The organism is Nonomuraea sp. CA-143628, assembly GCF_050942315.1.
Taxonomy (GTDB): Bacteria; Actinomycetota; Actinomycetes; order Streptosporangiales; family Streptosporangiaceae; genus Nonomuraea.
This window is the reverse complement of record NZ_CP192072.1, coordinates 71723-86908: the sequence shown is the minus strand read 5'-3', so window position 1 is coordinate 86908 and position 15186 is coordinate 71723. Positions and strand designations below refer to the sequence as shown.

The window sequence follows — 15186 nt, the reverse complement described above, 5'->3', positions numbered from 1 at the left end:
CATCCGGTAGCGGAGGCCGTACGTCGTCTCGCGGACGCTCAGCATCGACTGCTCGGTCAGCACGTCCACGGCGCGCAGGGCATCCGGGCCGAGTACGTGCTCGGCCGTCGCCAGCGTGAAACCGTCGCCGAACAGCGACAACCACCGCAACGCCCGCCGTTCCGGCTCCTCCAGCAGATTCCACGACCAGTCGATGACCGCGAGCAGCGTCTGGTGCCGGTCGGGGGCCGTGCGGTTCCCGCCGCGCAGCAGGGCGAACCGGTCCGCCAGGCGCCGTGCGATCTCCTCCACCGACATCACCCGCACTTTGGCCGCGGCCAGCTCGATCGCGAGCGGCAGCCCGTCAAGGCGGGCGACGACCTCCTCGACCACTCCCTCGTCGATCCGCACACCCGGGCGGGCGGCCGTGGCGCGCTGGCGGAACAACTCCACCGCGTCGCCCGTGGGCAGCTCGCCGAGCGAGTAGACGCGTTCGGCGGGGATCGACAAAGGGGCGCGCGAGGTCGTGAGCACCCGCAGGTCGCGGGTCGTCACGGTCAGGAACGCCACCAGTTCGGCGACGGCCTCGATCACGTGCTCGCAGTTGTCGAGGATCAGCAGAGCCGGAGCCTGGTCGAGATGCTGGGCGATCCGGGCGCGTACGTCGGAGCGCTGCTCGGCGGTCAGGACACGACGCCCACTGACCGAGTCCCGAACCCCGAGCGCCGAGCCCACCTCGCCCACCACGCCCTCGGGCGAGGACACGCCGACGAGCTCGACGAAGTGAGCGATGGGCTGCGTGGCGTCCCTGCCGACGACATGTGCCAGCCGCGTCTTGCCCAGTCCACCAGGACCGATGATGGAGACCACCCGGTTGGTCTGCAACAGGGCGTGCAGCGCACGGATGTCACCGTCGCGGCCGAGCAGCGAGGAACCGTCGAACAGGATGCCCTCGCGTACCGGCCGATCGGCGACGAGGAGTTCGGCGTACACGCGGGCGAGCTCAGGTCCTGGTCCGGTGCCGAGCCGCGCGACCAGGCCCGCGCGGTACCGCTCGTAACGCTCCAGAGCGGCGGCGGCACCTCGTACGGCGGCCTCGCTGCGCAGCAGGCAGGCGAGCAGCTCCTCGTCGTGTGGCTGATCGGCCGCGGCCTCCTCCAGCAACGGCAGCGCGGCCTCGTGAGCGCCGGCGCGGCTCCGCGCGATCGCCACCACCCGCCGCGCCTCGGCCACCCACTTCGCCACCATGCTTCTCAGCTCAGCGAGCGCGCCCGTCGCACCATCCGAGCCCCTCAGCCCAGCGAGCGCGCCCGCGGCGCCATCCGAGCCGCCGGCCACGAGAGCCATGGCCTCTTCGGCTCGGCGACGCGCGCGCGCCACGTCGTCCTCGCCCAGCGCGGCCCGCGCCTCCTTCACCAGCGCGCCGACCAGCAGCGCGTCCACCTGATCGGCGGCCAGCCCAAGCCGGTAACCACGCGACATCCGCACCACGACATCGGCACGGGTCGCCGCCCTGGTCCGCGAGACGACTACCTGCAGCGCCTTCGTCGGATTGGCCGGCACCTCGCCGGGCCACAGCTCCTCGACCAAGCGTTCGTCACTGACCCCTGCACGCCCGTGCATGGCGAGCATGGACAGCAGGGTCTGCGCACGATCGCCGACTACGCGCACACCCCGCCAGCGGACGCCGTCGAGCAGGATCAGAGCAGGGGACACAACATCAGCTTACGGACGAGTCAGACGTGAGCGGCGTGACCGCGAGCATCTCCACGTCCTGCACTCAAGGCCGCGTGCTACCCGTCAAACTCCTGGATGTCTTTCATGAGCCCTCCCACCACGGCTCCACGCCCTCCTCGGCAACGAAATCGAAGAAGTCCATGTTGGCGATCTCCAGGTTGCACGCGATCGACCCGACCATGCGGCAAGGGACGACGGCAGGTTGCCCTGGGGTGTCGTACAGGTCGACGACGGTCAGCGGTCGGCCGGACTCGGCGAAGGTCCGGGCGTCGGCGAGCGCGATCAGCGTGGGATTCTTCTCGGGCGGCACCAGCGCCGGGACCTGGCCGGGCTGAAGTCCCTCGAAGGTCCGGTCGTCGACGACCAGCGCCTCCCACGGGTAGTGATCCGCGTCGACGACCTCATCCGTCTCATCCGTCTCATCCGTCTCATCCGCGTCCAGGTCCGCGCCGAGCCAGCCGTCCTCGTCCGGCCCGCCCAATTCGTCCAGCAGAGCGCGCCAGCCCTCCTCGTCGTCGAAGGAGGTGCGGACCAGCATGGCCGCGCCGGTGGAGGGCAGTGCGGGGAAGGACCTGTACGGCGGCACCGTCAGCACGGGGAAGGCCAACCGGCCGCTGTCCCCTTGGTACATTCCGCACCTGTCCATGTCGCGCACCAAGTCGTCGAACGCGAGCGCGCCGCCCAGCAGGGCGGCCAGGATCTCGCCAAGCCGGGCCGGCGGAACACGTACGCCGCGCCCGGGTACCGCCGCCAAGTCCACCAGCAGTGGCCCATCCCCGCCGGACACCACCGGGATGTCCGCCAAAACGACGACCGGCGGCACGGGGCCGCCGTCCAGGATGAGCGCCGGAACGTTACCGCCGTGCAGGTAATCCCACTCAGGATCCACGACCAGGCGGAGCCGCACCCCGCTGCCTCCGAGGACGCGCACGTCGCCTTCTTGATGGCCCCCGATCTCGTTGAGCAGCCCACCCCACAAGGCATTGCCGTGCTCGTAGCACGTGGCGACCAACAGCACATCACCGGGCGTCGGCTGGGGAAGCTCGGGACGGGACATGACTCCTCCGAAGGAACGGCGCGAAGATCAGGACACTACCGTGGAGGAGGACGCAGGCCACTACAGGAGACGTACGGCAAGGCGCTCGACTGGGCTCCAACTCCTGGTCAGCCGGCCCAGAGGAGGTCGATGATGCGCGAGGCCCGGGTCTCCTCATCGAGAATGAACGTCATCATCCCTTGGCCGTTATCTCCGAAGAAGGCGTGCCTCAGTGCGGACTGGCCGGGACGCTCCGTGACCGCGTCCCAGGGGTCGCGGAGGAGTTCAAGAAGACGCTCCAGCAGTGGGCCGTCGCGGACCTCCTCGGGAAGACCATTCAGCTCGCAGAGGGCGCGTCCGTGGAACCGTCGAACTTGTAACTCGCGCCCGGCCTTCCCACTCCGGCGGGGTGTAGCGAGTGAACATCTCCGTACGGTTCTGGAGAGCGTCCTGAACGGCTTCCTCGTAGCCCGACCGGGCGGGCGTAAGCGATCGCTCCTTCGGGCTTGATACGCATCTTGGCGTGGCCACTTTGTAGCACCGGATAGCACACCACCGTAGGCTCCGGATGTGAGTACTCTTGGGCCTGACCACTCCCATGAGATCTCTCAACGCGACCTGCGCAATCGGTCAGCGGAGATCATGGATGGCCTGGAACGTGGGGAGCGATACGCCGTTATCCGTAATGGCCATCACATCGGCGATCTGGTCCCTCTCCGGCGCCGGGCCGTGTCACGCGCCGAGTTCGCCGCTGTGTCGTGTGGCATGCCACGACTGGACGACTCCAAATATCGCGAGGACATGGACCGCCACGCCAACGACGATCTCTACGACCCTTACGATCGCGCATACGGCGGACAGGAATTCGCAAAGGACGAGGGATGACCCACTCCTCTTCGACGACACCGCAGCCCGCGAGTACGGCCGGTTGTGGACGGCGGTCATCACCTCAGGAAGGTCAGCGAGGGCATTCCCTCGATCACGGGGAACGGCCTTCGGCGTGGGGCAAAAGCCGACGACTCATCCTGCCGGATCGTCTCTTCCTGCCGTATCTACGTGGACCCCGTTGACGCATCGGGGCGGCTTGCGGATCGTAGCCAGACCATCGAACCAAGACGATGGAGAGACCGACGAGGATGGTGACCGCACCAGAAGCGAAGGCCAGAAACGCTATGACAGACTCGCCGTCTGGATCGCCGAGCCCGGACGGTCGTCCGTCGATCCAGCTCATCGTGGGCCATGCCTGGGTGGCGACGATCGCTCCGAACGCAGCCGTGATCGCACCCAAGACATAACCAGGAGGGCGCGTCCACGAGCCCATGACGGTCGGCACGAACCCGACCGCCAACCCGACGGGAACCGTTAGGAATTGGCCAATGACCAGGGCCGTGAGCACGGCGAACCGCGCGTGTTCGAAACCGTCGCCACGTGGCACCGAACAGAACGGCACCGCTATGACACCGCTGAGAAGGCCGATCGCCAATAACCGGAGCATCGCCACGTACACATGATCGTGGACTGGTCGGTTGCTGTGCTACCCCAGCTGGCGACAGCTCATGAACATCCCGCCTCGACCTCGCAGCCGCCTGACCAAGCGGGTTGTGGAGGCGCTACGCCCTCCACGGTGCTTCCCACTCAGTAGCCCGGCGTCAGTTCGGCGGCGCTCGCGGTGGGCGGGTTGCCGTTGCGGCGGCTTTCGAGGTCGTCGAGGATCACCGCGGTGGCCGTGGCTCCGAAGCGGGTGGCGCCGAGCTGATGCAGGTGCAGGAGTGCGTCCAGGGTGCGAACGCCTCCGGCGGCCTTGACCTGCACGTGGGAGGACACGCTGCGGCGCATCAGGGCGATGTCGGCGGCCGTCGCCCCGCCAGGGGCGAACCCGGTGCTGGTCTTGATGAAGGCCGCGCCCGCGGTCTCGGCGGCCTGGTAACCGGCGGTCTTGTCCTGGTCGGTCAGGTAGGCGTTCTCGAAGATCACTTTTACGGGGCGTCCTTCGGCGGCCTGGACGACGGCGGCGATCTCGTTCTGGACGAACGCCACGTCGCCGCCACGCAGGCGACCGATGTTGATCACCATGTCGATCTCTTCCGCCCCCAGAGAGATCAGCTCGGTGGTCTCGAAGACCTTCGACTGCGTGGTGCTGCTGCCGTGCGGGAAGCCGACGACCGTGCCAACGCGAACCTGGCTGCCGCGCAGCGCGGCGGCCGCAGCCGCCACGTCGGCGGGCCGTACGCACACCGACGCCGTGCGGTACTTCAGGGCAGTCGCCAGGCCGTCCTCGACCTCGGCCGGAGTAAGTTCGGGGCGCAGCAGCGAGTGGTCGATCATCTTCGCCAGCTCCTCGCGTGAGGGCAGGGGGCCGTCCCAACGCGGGACGTCGATCCAGGCCACGGACATGATGCTCTCCTTTCGGGTCGCCTCGGATATGCTGTATATACAGCCTATACAGATATGGATGATGGTGTCGACTGGCGTCACACTGGGAGCCGACACCATCCGACTGAGGAGGAACACACCCGCCATGGCCGCGTCGCAACCGCTGTACGAGCGCATCGAGAAGCAGTTGCGCCGGCGTCTCGAAGGCGCCGCCGTCGGCGATCCGTTCCCCTCCGAATCGCGGCTGGCGCAGGAGTTCGGCGTCTCCCGGATGACGGCGCGCGCCGCTCTGGTCCGGCTGGAACGCGACGGCCTGCTGGAGCGGGTACCCGGGCGGGGCAGCTTCGTGCGCCAGGCCGCCGCCGCCCGGCCGGTCGGCACCCTGCTGAGCTTCCACGACCAGGCCCTCGCCCTTGGCAAGACACCACGTTCCCGGGTCCTGGAGGCCGCCGTGCGCCCTGCCTCCCCCCAGGAGACGGCCGCCCTCTACCCGGCCCTCACCACGCAACCCGCGTCCGTGGTCGCCATCAGCCGCGTCCGGCTCTTCGACGACCTGCCCGTGGCCATCGAACACGCCACGTTCCCCGCCACCCTCGACGCGCTGCTCACCGCAGACCTGGAGACCGGATCACTGCACCAGACCCTCCGCCGCACAGGACTGCACCCGACTCTCGGCTCCTCCGTCCTCACGGCACGCACAGCCGACGACGATGCACCCGAACTCGACGTTGACCCCACCACGCCGATGCTCGTCGAGACGCGCTCCATCATCGACCAGCATGGGAACCCTCTCGAATACACGATCAGCTCCTACGTGGCGCACCGCTACGCGCTCAAGGTCGACTTCTCCGTCTCCGCTCCCGGCCACCCCTCACACCGGGGCGACAGCGGCGGCGACGCGGTGGGGCGCCCAGCCTGACGCCTCACTCGACCTCCAAGCAGGCAGGAAGAACGGCCCGAGCGACAGCGAGGACCGCTCGGGGCGGGCTTCCACGACCAACCACCCAGATGGGCAACGGGCGGGTGTCACCCGGCCCACCTACCCGAAGGAAATGGCGGAGTCTAGGAGATTCGAACTCCTGACTTCCTGCTTGCAAATCGGCCTAATCTCCAGGCGGAACGGCCTCGACCTGGGCCGTCGATGGTCCGCGAGTGACCGTGACTGACCGCTGTTGACCGCCCTTAATGGCACGCTAATGGCACGGCGGTCACGTCTCGGCATCTCCCCGCACAGCGCTGTCCCTCGGTATCGGTGGGCCTGGGCTGAGGAACGAAGCCCTGGGCCGTCGATCGCCCCGAGCCACGTAGAGCGACCGGCCACAGACAGGCGATCGTGAGGGCAGCATCTGTGCGTCCCAAACGGGCCAATCACATTAGCAGCTCGATGCCTGATCGATCGAGGCAATCCCATGTGGACCGTTGCGGCTCAGCGGTCTTGCTGGAACGGGGTGGTACGGCGCGGAATTGCAACCCAAACTGCTACCTGTGCGGACCAGACTTAGGTCGGTGCCTTCATCGGAAGGGCGGCCCGACCTATGATCATTTCATGGTTGACCTCGTGCCTTTAGCCTTCATCGGAGTCATGATCTGCTTCGTCGCCTTGTGGGTGGTGGGCATGTTTCGGACGTTCAGGCAGCGTCGCGTGCTTCGATACACAGACCGGATCAGAGCTGAGGAGCTCACCGGACGCGTTCGCCAACTCAAGGTTCGTGGACACGAGGAACAAGCAATCCAACTCGTTCAGCATGAACTGGGGATGTCGGCGATGAAGGCCCGCTCCTGGGTAAAGTCCATCTGAGGCTGCCAGGCACGACAACCTGGACGTCAAGCGCGTCCACCGTACTTTGACACAAGCTACCGACATCTTGCTTGCAAACACGTACGACGATCTTGAGTGACCTGCCCCGATGCAGGTCATGACGCTGGCTATATGCCCGGCGGCTCCCTGCTGTTCCCCCTCATTCCCCCTCCCATCGGGCACGCGACGGGCACGGTCGACAGATGGTAGCCCTCAAACATCAGGCGATTGCCAGCATAGGCCTCCGATGGGGCACCGGAGGAGGCAAGATTGCAAGCATGTCATGGTTAGATACCGCGCTGACCGCTGTACTCCCGACCGTTGTCGGCGGTGTTCTTGGAGGCGGGACGACATATTGGCAGATGCACAAGTCCCAGTCTCACCAAGAGCGCATCGCGAAATTGCAACTCGAAGCAACGCAGCAACTCAAGCGCCAGGAACTTATCTATTCTGCAGCCACGGAGTTGGTTAGAGAACTTAAGCCAATCAGGCGTGCAGTAGATTGCATCTGGGGAACTCTGGTAGACCAAAGACTTGATGCAGTGCAGGCGATCGAGCAAGTTTCCCGCCATCAATCCAAGCTGTGGACTCACAGCGAGCGGGAAGAGTGGCGTGAGAAGAACATGCCGCAAGCCCTTATTGTCGACAACGACATCGCCGAATGGCTGGAAAGCATGGACGAAGGCCTCATATATCTAGCTAAAGTAGATGTCCACCCTGACGGCCTAAATGAGTATCCTCTAGGAGCTGTTTCACTTAGTAGGTACTATAATGAAGTTACTTACTGGTGGGGATGGTTCTCCGTGATGGATGAGGCTCTGATCGCTGCAGCAATGGGTAGGCCATCTCCTGAATGGCCAACCCATGAATAGCTGTGAGCCAAGCGCATCCTGTAGTCTCTCGCACGCTGCGCCAGCCTGCACGACGTACGCCTGATCTTCCCGTCGCCGTCGTCCCACCCGTCAGGGGAAGCAGACCAGGGGGCAGGGGCGAAGGTGGAGCTCCCCACTGGAAGAACGACCGTGATGACGGAACGGCATGGCCTGCCGAATGCAGTAGGCACCCGAAAGGCGAACCTGAGTGAGTTCGGCCAGCGACGCGGTGGCTGGTTCTGTGCGGCGGCGCGGCGCTTGGTCGGCGGGTTCGGGGTGCACGGCGGGGTGGCCGTACGGGGATGCTCCGCGTGGCGCTCGCGCGAGAACGGCCCCCAGACCGCACGCGCAGCGCGGGACGGCGGCGCGGGGCGTACGGCGGCGCGCCGCGCCGCCGCTTGATCCTCATAAGAACAATTCGCCAGTGATCGGTGTATGGCCGGTGGTAGAACGGCCTCTATGGAGGATCGGCGGGATCGGCTGAGGGCGTTGGGTGAGCTGCTGCGACGGCTGCGCAGGGATTCCGGGCTGACCGGTAAGGAGCTTGCGGCGCGTGCTCAGGTTGCCCAGCCGACGATCTCGCGGATAGAGACGGGTCAGCTCCTTCCGACGCCCGACACAGTGGAACGTCTCTCTGCTGCGCTGGAGCTTGACGAGTCCGGGCGTGCAGAGTTGGACGTCCTCCTCGTACGGCTGCGCGATGAGGTCTCCCGGCTCAAGGGTGGACTCGCAGGACGTGAGGCAGCGAACGCGACTCGTCTCCGTTCAGCTCGTCGGGTGGTTGCGTTTCAGTCAGCGATGATCCCCGCGTTGTTGCAGACGGCGGAGTATGCCCGGCTGGCTCTGGCTCTCGGCCGTGACGTCGATGAAGGGGATGCGGCCAAGGCTGCGGCGGTCCGGTTGGAAGCGCAGGCCGTGTTGTTCGACTCTGAGCGCGAGTTCTCCTTCATCCTCACAGAAGGAGCGGTACGTACCTGGCCCGGCTCCCCCACCTTGATGATTGCCCAGCTTGACCGGCTCGCCCAGGTGGCCACCTTGGCTCACGTCAGGCTCGGTGTGGTGCCGTGGACGGTGGAGGCACCCTGCTTCCCCCTGCATGGCTTCACGATCTTCGACGGTTCCACGAGCATCGTGGACAGTCTCACGGGTGATCTCACGCTGACCGATCCCGAGGAGATCGGGATGCATGTGGAGACCTTTGAGGCTTTCGGGTCGGTTGCTGTGTACGGGGAGGCGTTGCGGAGCCTGCTCGCCGACCTCGCCGGCGACTTTCGAAGCTTGATGTCCCGCTACACATCGTGACGCATTTATGCGTGGAATAGCTTGAGCCTTCCCTAGAATCGCTCATACGCTGATGGCATGGATGTATAGCCCCCTAGACATCGGAGCTTGCCATGCCATGGCGTATGTCTCGCCACTTCCTCGGCTCCCGAGCCTCCATCACCGAGGCCCGCCGATTCGTCTCCTACCTTCTGAAGGATTGGCCGGTGGTCGAGGAAGCGGAGCTCATCGTGAGCGAGCTGGCCACCAACGCGAGTGCGCCACGAGGCGCTCTGTTGTATCCCCGGTTGAGCCGGGAGGAACTGAAGGGAGGTTCCTGGGCCTGATGGCTTACCCGGATCTGAAAGGTGAAGGGGACCGTAGCATGCCAGGAAATCAACGGTCGTGTTCAGGCATGGAAGCGATGCGTTGAGGGGCCCGTGCGATATGGCGAAACCTGGATTGGCTGAACCCCAATCTCCAGTCGATGAAAGGAAGGCATCCGCCGGAAATCCATGCCTGGCACCGGCGCCGCTCCCTGTGTCGGATTGAGTGCATTATGACACAACCTTCAGGAGTGAGGACGATCCCCAGCGAGGGGATTCAAGGAGATGAGTGGGGCGCCTAAGTCGCGCTAGAACGTATGACAGAGACGAACGTGGGATCGCCTAAGGAACGCGAGTTCTAAGGCGACGGAGGCCCCGTAGTAGTCGCAGGAGTCACGACCTGCCAAGGCGGGCGGGAAAGCCGTCCACAGGGCGAAGGGGGCCAGGTGATCGGATATTCAAGAACTGGGAGGTATGCGCAATGCAGAGCGCCGAAACAGTGCTGAATGTCCTGCGTGAACGCGGCAGGCGTGGCCTGCCATGTGAGGAACTGTATCGGCAACTGTTCAACCCGCACCTGTATCTCATGGCCTACGGGCGTATCTACTCCAACCACGGAGCGATGACACCCGGAGCCTGCGGGGAAACCGCTGACGGCATGTCGGAGGCAAAGATCGAGCGCGTCATCGACGCGCTGCGCCACGAGCGCTACCGGTTCCAGCCCGTCCGGCGGACCTACATCCCGAAACAGAACGGGACCAGAAGACCGCTCGGCCTGCCGTCCTGGTCGGACAAACTCGTCGGCGAAGTGATCCGCCTCCTGATCGAGGCCTACCACGAACCGCGATTCTCCGGCCGCTCACACGGTTTCCGTCCCCAAAAAGGCTGCCACACCGCACTATCCGAGGTGGCACACAACTGGACGGGGACAACCTGGTTCATCGAAGGAGACATCTCCGACTGCTTCGGGACACTCGACCATCAGGTCATGCTCTCGATCCTGGCGGAGAACATCCACGACAACCGGTTCCTGCGCCTCATCAAACAGATGCTCCAGGCCGGATACCTCGAAGACTGGATCTGGCACGCCACCCTATCGGGAACCCCGCAAGGCGGCGTCGCCTCACCAATCTTATCCAACATTTATCTGGATCGGCTGGACACATTCGTCGAAACAATACTCATCCCGGAATACACCCGAGGACAGACAAGGAAAAGCAATCCCGCCTACCACAAGGTGGAGAACGCGATCAACTACATCCGGAGGAAACAGTCCCGCAGAAAGGAGAAAACCGAAACCCCGGAAATGCGAGAGCTACGCAAGCAACTACGCCGCCTCCCAGTCGGAGATCCCAGCGATCCCGGCTACCGGCGCCTGCGCTACGTCCGCTACGCAGATGATCACCTACTCGGGTTCATCGGACCGAAAGCCGAAGCCGAGGAGATCAAGCAACGCCTCGCGACGTTCCTACGTGACGACCTCAAACTGGAACCCAACGAGGACAAAACACTGATCACCCACGCCCGCACAGGCGCGGCCCGATTCCTCGGCTACGACATCACCGTCCAGCACGCCAACAACAAGATCTCCCGAGGCGAGCGGCTCACCAAAGGCATGCGCGCCACCAACGGGAAGATCCGCCTGAAGGTACCGCCACCGGTGATCAAGGCCAAATGCGCCCCGTATCTCAAGCACGGCAAACCCGAGCACCAGCCCCACCTGACGAACCTGACCGACTACGACATCATCAGCAGGTTCGGGGCCGAATACCGGGGCATCGTCCAGTACTACCTGCTGGCCGGCGACGTCTGGAAACTGGACAGGCTCCGCTGGACCATGCTGACCGCGATGCTCAAGACACTGGCGGCCAAGCACCGCTCAACGGTGACCACGATGGCAAAGCGAACCAAGACCACCATCATCACACCGCACGGGCGACGCAGATGCTTCGAAGCCCGTGTCGAACGAGCAGGCAGGAAACCACTGGTCGCACGGTTCGGTGGCATTCCCCTCAAACGGCAGCGGAAGGCCGTCCTGGACGACCATCCATCGGCCCCGCTCACCCGCAAACGAGGCAAGCAACTGATCGAACGCCTCCAAGCCGGGCGATGCGAGCTCTGCAACAGACCGGCCACGGTGCAAACACACCACATCCGCGCACTCGCAGATCTCGCCAAAGCGGGACAACCACCGCCCCCGTGGGCGGAACTCATGACCAGAATGCGACGCAAAACCCTGATCGTCTGCGCCGCCTGCCACGAGACCATCCACGCCGGGCAACCCACCGCGACAAACACGCAGTAGTCACTGGAGAGCCCGCTGCATCGAAAGGTGCACGGCGGGTTCGGGCCGGGGGCCACTGGAAAAGGACCTGCACCAGCAGACACCTCGCCAGTGGCCTACCGGTACTACGTCACACGGCAAGCGGGCGGTTCGGGGGCCGCTTCGTCGTCGGCGTGCACGCACAGCCCAGCCAGCTCTGGCTGGGCGTCATGGACGAGGGAGGGAACGGCACTCCTGAGCTTCTCGTGTCGCGCTTGGACGAGCCAGGAGGGCGGGGCCTGCTCATCGTGTCCCGCCTGTCCGTCGCGTGGGGCGTCTCCGGAGACGACGACGGTCGCACCGTATGGGCCATCCTTCCCACGCCGGTTGGCGGCATCCAGTGAACAACAACTGCCTGTCTCCGCATGTCCCCCGGCAAAGGACGGCCAGCGTGGACGTGGATTGGCAGCAACCGGGGCGGTCCCCCAACGAGCGCTGCCGGGTGATCGCGTGGACCTGCGCCTGCCGCGAAAGCGAGACCGTCTACGAGCTGTGCGAGTCGGGCGGCCTTGCCTTCCTCCGTCGCATCACCAGCGGTGCGTCTATCAGCGTCGAGGAGTCGCATCGAGTACCGCGCATCGAAGCTCTCCAGATGTGGGCATTGCTGTTGAATGGATGCCTGCGATGAGCCCGCGTGGCGTTCCCGATCGGCGCTCGTCCATCCGTGCAACGCATCCCATAACGGGCAGCCTCTGAAAATCCCTGCCGTCAAGGGGAATAGACGACAAACTGTCTAGAGCCCTAGCCTCTGTGGTTTACCGCAGAGGGGAAACCATGCCACCGAACGACGTGGCGCGCATCGCCGCGATCGACGACCCGTATCAACTGCTCCGAGTCGCGACCGAACGCCTCAACGCGGCTCAGCAAGAGGTCACCGAGTTGTCCCGGCTGCGACGCAGAGTCATCCAAGATCTCCACGCCCGGGGTATGTCGTACGCCCAGATCGCCAAAGAAGCAGGGCTGACACGCGGACGCATCCATCAGATCCGCCACACCGGACCTTCCCCCGAAGGGACGTTCCTCGGCACGGGGACGATCACCCTGGCTAGCCCTCTCAAGCAGGAGGCGGCCAACGCCCGGCCCGTGGTGGCCATGGAGGATGTCACGGCCGCCAAACGGCTGGAAGACCTCGCCCGCGGCTTCGACCTGGCGCTAGAGCTCGAACATGTCGCTATCGGTGGCGAGATCAACCTCAACCGCCCGAACCTGATCGTCATCTGCGGCCCCATGCTCTCGCCCGCGATAGGTGCTCTGTTTGAGTCTGATCCGGTACTGGAGTGGGTCAAGGACAGCGCTTGGACGCTGCGCGACCGGCGTACCGACGAGGTCTACCGCTCGGGTTCCGACAGCGAACCGGCAAGCAACGTGGACTACGCCTACCTCGGACGCCTGGCCCGTCCCGACGGCAAGGGCAACGTTCTCGTCTTCACGGGCATTCACCCGCAAGGCAGCCTCGGCGTGGTCCAGCTCCTGCAAACTGAGATCGCGGCCTTGTGGGGACAGGCCGGCGACAAGCGCTTTTCCACAGTGGTGCGGGTCGACTATGACCTCGCAACCGGGGAACCTGTCAGGTCCGAGCTGGCTAGCCCGCTGTATCGCCACGAAGAAGGGTAGACGTGCGCGTCGCCTTCGCCACCGAAACAGCCCCGGGCCGCGACACCAGATACAGGCCCTCACGCTGCATACAGCACCCGGGCGTCGGTAAGAACCTGGTCACGGATGACCCAGTGGAGACCTTCCTTGGAGACCACATCGACCTTACGGCCCAGCAGATCTTCCAGTTCCTCCTGGAACGCGAAGAACTCAAGCCCGATGTTGCTGTCAGGCTTCAGAACATAGAGGAGGTCGATGTCACTGCCGTCTCCGTCCTCGCCACGAGCAACCGAGCCGAAAACAGCCAACTCGGCAATCCCGTATCTCTCGCACAGCTTGACCAACTGCGCGTAAACGGTCGTGAAGTCAACACTCATGGCACCTCCTGGTTCCCAAGATGCCACCTCAACTGCGACGCCGCACGATTCGGCCCCAAGCGAGTTCGGCCGGCTACCTTTGCCAGGGCTGCTCCTCGACCGTAGTGATGTCGCCCGCCGCGAGTAGGCCGAAGAGTCGCAGCACCTCCTCGCGGCTGACCTTGTGCATCTTCCCGGGGGCCGGCGAGCCATTGTCAGTGTTCTCCCACACCAGCAGGCCGCCGGTGAACGCGCTGAGACACCACCCGCTCTCATGCGACAACGACACATCAGGATGCTCGTCGTCCGCCTCGGCCAGACCATCCAGAACCCGCCGCATCGCCTCCGCATCAGGCTCGTCGTGCGTCTCGCCCATCAAGTCGTACATGAAGTAACTCATGTGATCCATTACCTCATGAAGTGATCCACAGGGACCGGGCCCGTTATGACAGGGTGAGCAGTGTGGACAGGCCGACGGGCGATCAAGACATAGTTGAAATCTTGAGGGTGGTTCAGGTCGGCGACATCGTCTCGGGGACGATCACACATGTGGGACGTCCTCACGGGGCTGCGGTAAGGCTCGACGGACGTCTGGGTCTGGCATCGGCGAACATCGGGCCTTTGGACTTCTCCTGGCGTCACCGGTCGGATGAGGCCAGACAGGTCGGCCAGCGCGTCACCGCCGAAGTGGTCGCCGTCGATGAGGAACAGGGAATGATCGATCTTTCCCTGGCCGCGACCGAGAATCCCGTACTCTGGGCATTTTTGAAAGGACTCCGCCCTGGCGAGGTGCTCAGCGGCGAAGTGGCAGACGTGCAGCGGTTCGGTGTGTTCGTGGCGCTGGATGATGGGCCGCCGCATCCCGTCTATCCAGGAGTAGGTTTCATCACGATCCCCGAGCTGTCCTGGCGCCATTTCGATGAGCTCTCTGCGGTCATCGAGGTAGGGCAGCGAGTCACCTGTTCCGTTCTCTGCTTCGATACCGTAGAGGGCGAAGCCAGGCTCTCCCTTCGCGCACTTCAGCCTGATCCTTTCCAGGAGTTCGCCGATGGGGCTCGCGAGGGACAGGAGTTCTGCGGAACCGTGACCAAGCTCGTCCCGTTCGGAGTCTTCGTCAGACTCGTAGAAGGCATCGAGGGCCTGGTGCCCTTGGACGAGCTCGTCTCTATGCCTGTCGAGGCTCCCGAGCAGGTCGTTGAGGTTGGCGACCGCCTCAAGGTGACCATCATCAGCTTGGATCGCGACGCCCGCCGATTGCTCCTCTCCCGAAAGAAGGCTGAGGCTGATCCTCTGACGCCTTGATGGCACCTGGCCCCGGGGGCAGCACGCTCCGGGACCGATGCGAGCGCGCCGACCTCATCGAACACGTGGAGTACGCACAAACAGGAGTCCGCTATCTGGTGAGCCAGGGCTGAGGGACGAAGCCTGGAGCTTCGATCACTCCCGACACTATGCGGCGCCTTCGACGATTCCACCACGCTCTACTGCCGTTTCTGACGGCGCTCCAACGGTCCGGCACGTGTGATCATGATG

At 64.6% G+C, this 15186-nt stretch carries 17 protein-coding genes and 1 pseudogene; 12 read left to right on the top strand and 6 right to left on the bottom strand.

What is annotated here, in order from left to right; translation table 11 throughout:
• Positions 1 to 240 precede the first annotated feature (240 nt).
• A pseudogene (locus ACQP2T_RS00420) lies at positions 241 to 1461 on the bottom strand (ATP-binding protein); the annotation flags it as partial.
• A 337-nt stretch (positions 1462 to 1798) separates the two neighbouring features.
• On the bottom strand, positions 1799 to 2773 hold the full coding sequence (locus ACQP2T_RS00415) for a DUF6924 domain-containing protein (RefSeq protein ID WP_433514207.1): 975 nt from the start codon (positions 2771 to 2773) through the stop codon (positions 1799 to 1801).
• A 179-nt stretch (positions 2774 to 2952) separates the two neighbouring features.
• Between ACQP2T_RS00415 and ACQP2T_RS00410 the strand changes: the two genes are divergently transcribed.
• Entirely contained in the window at positions 2953 to 3132 is a 180-nt protein-coding gene (locus tag ACQP2T_RS00410; RefSeq protein ID WP_433514206.1) for a hypothetical protein, read from the top strand.
• A 190-nt stretch (positions 3133 to 3322) separates the two neighbouring features.
• Entirely contained in the window at positions 3323 to 3637 is a 315-nt protein-coding gene (locus tag ACQP2T_RS00405) for a type II toxin-antitoxin system Phd/YefM family antitoxin (protein WP_433514205.1), read from the top strand.
• A gap of 94 nt (positions 3638 to 3731) precedes the next feature.
• Here ACQP2T_RS00405 and ACQP2T_RS00400 read toward each other — a convergent pair whose 3' ends face one another.
• Positions 3732 to 4253, bottom strand: coding sequence for a hypothetical protein (locus ACQP2T_RS00400; RefSeq protein WP_433514204.1), 522 nt, complete (start codon positions 4251 to 4253; stop codon positions 3732 to 3734).
• Between the two features lie 134 nt (positions 4254 to 4387).
• Entirely contained in the window at positions 4388 to 5146 is a 759-nt protein-coding gene (deoC, locus tag ACQP2T_RS00395) for a deoxyribose-phosphate aldolase (RefSeq protein WP_433514203.1), read from the bottom strand.
• Positions 5147 to 5270: 124 nt separating this feature from the next.
• Between deoC and ACQP2T_RS00390 the strand changes: the two genes are divergently transcribed.
• The 9 genes from ACQP2T_RS00390 (at position 5271) to ACQP2T_RS00350 (ending at position 13318) form a co-directional block, all read left to right on the top strand.
• The gene (locus tag ACQP2T_RS00390) at positions 5271 to 6044 is read left to right on the top strand and encodes a GntR family transcriptional regulator (RefSeq protein ID WP_433514202.1); all 774 of its coding nucleotides are present in this window, start codon (positions 5271 to 5273) and stop codon (positions 6042 to 6044) included.
• A 627-nt stretch (positions 6045 to 6671) separates the two neighbouring features.
• Positions 6672 to 6923, top strand: coding sequence for a hypothetical protein (locus tag ACQP2T_RS00385; RefSeq protein WP_433514201.1), 252 nt, complete (start codon positions 6672 to 6674; stop codon positions 6921 to 6923).
• Between the two features lie 278 nt (positions 6924 to 7201).
• Positions 7202 to 7795, top strand: a complete 594-nt coding sequence (locus ACQP2T_RS00380) for a hypothetical protein (RefSeq protein WP_433514200.1) — start codon at positions 7202 to 7204, stop codon at positions 7793 to 7795.
• A 153-nt stretch (positions 7796 to 7948) separates the two neighbouring features.
• A complete protein-coding gene (locus ACQP2T_RS00375; protein ID WP_433514199.1) occupies positions 7949 to 8197 on the top strand; it encodes a hypothetical protein in 249 nt (82 codons plus the stop codon).
• A gap of 87 nt (positions 8198 to 8284) precedes the next feature.
• The gene (locus tag ACQP2T_RS00370) at positions 8285 to 9097 is read left to right on the top strand and encodes a helix-turn-helix domain-containing protein (RefSeq protein ID WP_433514198.1); all 813 of its coding nucleotides are present in this window, start codon (positions 8285 to 8287) and stop codon (positions 9095 to 9097) included.
• A 765-nt stretch (positions 9098 to 9862) separates the two neighbouring features.
• Positions 9863 to 11686: a reverse transcriptase domain-containing protein gene (locus ACQP2T_RS00365; RefSeq protein WP_433508695.1), complete on the top strand. Its 1824-nt coding sequence runs from the start codon at positions 9863 to 9865 to the stop codon at positions 11684 to 11686.
• Between the two features lie 152 nt (positions 11687 to 11838).
• A complete protein-coding gene (locus ACQP2T_RS00360) occupies positions 11839 to 12048 on the top strand; it encodes a hypothetical protein (protein ID WP_433514197.1) in 210 nt (69 codons plus the stop codon).
• A gap of 47 nt (positions 12049 to 12095) precedes the next feature.
• Positions 12096 to 12332: a hypothetical protein gene (locus ACQP2T_RS00355; protein WP_433514196.1), complete on the top strand. Its 237-nt coding sequence runs from the start codon at positions 12096 to 12098 to the stop codon at positions 12330 to 12332.
• A gap of 146 nt (positions 12333 to 12478) precedes the next feature.
• Positions 12479 to 13318 (top strand): sigma factor-like helix-turn-helix DNA-binding protein, encoded by an 840-nt coding sequence (locus ACQP2T_RS00350; RefSeq protein ID WP_433514195.1) that lies wholly within the window; start codon positions 12479 to 12481, stop codon positions 13316 to 13318.
• Positions 13319 to 13377: 59 nt separating this feature from the next.
• Here ACQP2T_RS00350 and ACQP2T_RS00345 read toward each other — a convergent pair whose 3' ends face one another.
• Both ACQP2T_RS00345 and ACQP2T_RS00340 read right to left on the bottom strand, forming a co-directional pair.
• Positions 13378 to 13674 carry a nucleotidyltransferase family protein gene (locus ACQP2T_RS00345; RefSeq protein ID WP_093889710.1) on the bottom strand — a complete coding sequence of 99 codons (297 nt, stop codon included), beginning with the start codon at positions 13672 to 13674 and terminating at the stop codon, positions 13378 to 13380.
• A 73-nt stretch (positions 13675 to 13747) separates the two neighbouring features.
• On the bottom strand, positions 13748 to 14053 hold the full coding sequence (locus tag ACQP2T_RS00340; RefSeq protein ID WP_433514194.1) for a hypothetical protein: 306 nt from the start codon (positions 14051 to 14053) through the stop codon (positions 13748 to 13750).
• Between the two features lie 62 nt (positions 14054 to 14115).
• On the opposite strand from ACQP2T_RS00340, the gene ACQP2T_RS00335 reads away from it, so the two are divergent.
• On the top strand, positions 14116 to 14955 hold the full coding sequence (locus ACQP2T_RS00335) for a S1 RNA-binding domain-containing protein (RefSeq protein ID WP_433514193.1): 840 nt from the start codon (positions 14116 to 14118) through the stop codon (positions 14953 to 14955).
• Positions 14956 to 15186 lie beyond the last annotated feature (231 nt).